This window comes from Brevibacterium sp. R8603A2 (assembly GCF_023072605.1).
GTDB lineage: Bacteria > Actinomycetota > Actinomycetes > Actinomycetales > Brevibacteriaceae > Brevibacterium > Brevibacterium pityocampae.
On the sequence record NZ_JALLGN010000038.1, the window covers coordinates 1 to 1111 of the forward strand.

Annotated in this window: 2 protein-coding genes; both read right to left on the bottom strand. The window is 66.0% G+C overall.

Translation table 11 applies throughout. The annotated features are described in order from the left end of the window. Positions 1-151: 151 nt before the first annotated feature. Positions 152-754 carry a cadmium resistance transporter gene (locus MTQ12_RS14770; RefSeq protein WP_016997609.1) on the bottom strand — a complete coding sequence of 201 codons (603 nt, stop codon included), beginning with the start codon at positions 752-754 and terminating at the stop codon, positions 152-154. Next, on the bottom strand, positions 751-1110 hold the full coding sequence (locus tag MTQ12_RS14775; protein WP_006590980.1) for a metalloregulator ArsR/SmtB family transcription factor: 360 nt from the start codon (positions 1108-1110) through the stop codon (positions 751-753). The genes MTQ12_RS14770 and MTQ12_RS14775 overlap by 4 nt, the downstream gene beginning before the upstream one ends. Between the last annotated feature and the right edge of the window lies 1 nt (position 1111).

Genomic DNA, 1111 nt, shown 5'->3' on the forward strand with positions numbered 1-1111 from the left:
GTGTGGCTTCGTTCGCTTGGTGGCGGGGTTTTTGCAGCGCTCCGTGGCGGTCTTGTTGCCGCGATCACGCAGGACTGGCTGCAGGTAGGTGTCGCGGTCTGAACCGAGAGGGGTGCGCCCGGTCGGGGCCGTTTGGATCGCTGCCGCTACGTCAGAGTCCGAAGGCTCCGCCGCTGACGAGGATCACGATGCCGAGGCCGATGAGAACGATGGGGAAGAGGATGTGCTCCCAGCGTTCGAGCACTTCGGCGATCGGGGGGCGGGTGGCGACGAACTTTGCCAGGGCCACCAGGACCGCGACGAGCGCGAGGAAGACGATGCAGTAGGCGACTACTGCGAGAGGTTCCACGCTGAGGAAGACAGGGGTGTAGACGCCGATGTTGTCGCCGCCGTTGGCAAGGGTGACGCCTGCGACGGTCCACACGCCGACCTTCTTGCCGGCAACCTTGGCCTCGTCGTCATCGTCGTCATCGTCTCCGCGCCAGGCCTGCCATGCGGCCCAGAGGCCGAGGCCCAGAGGGATGAGACCGAAGTACGGGATGGCTGCCGAGGGCAGGAATGCTCCGGCACCGATGGTCACCAGGACCGCGGCACCGAGGATGCCGGCGAATCCGAGGTACTGGCCGGCCAGAATGCGGGCGGTAGTGCCGCGCTGGCCTGCCCCTCGCGCGAAGAAGAGGGAGAGCACGATGATGTCGTCGATGTTGGTCGCTGCGAACAGGCCCATCGCCTGCAAGACCGAGGTGAGGATCATGCGCCCTCCCCAGCTGCGTCGCATCCGGGAAGCGAGCAGGCGGGATCGATGCACGGGGCGTCTTCGTCCACTGCCAGGGTGGCATCGACCAGTGCCGTCAGCGCCTGCGCCAGGTGCGAATCGGCGATCTCATATCGTGTCCGACGACCCTCGGGCTCGGAGACGACGATCCCGCAATCGCGCAGGCATGCCAGGTGGTTGGACACGTTCGGGCGTGTCAGGTCCAGATCTCGGGCCAGTTCCGCCGGGTAAGCGGGATGGTCGAGCAGGGTCAAGATGATCCGGGATCGAGTGGGGTCGGCCAGTGCACGACCCAGGCGGTTCATCACGTCGAGACGCGAAGCAATAGTCAGCATG

What these genes read in the sequence shown, in the direction of transcription:
- MTQ12_RS14775 (WP_006590980.1), bottom strand. Translation starts at nt 1,110, where the DNA reads ATGCTGACTATTGCTTCGCGTCTCGACGTGATGAACCGCCTGGGTCGT.
- MTQ12_RS14770 (WP_016997609.1), bottom strand. Translation starts at nt 754, where the DNA reads ATGATCCTCACCTCGGTCTTGCAGGCGATGGGCCTGTTCGCAGCGACC.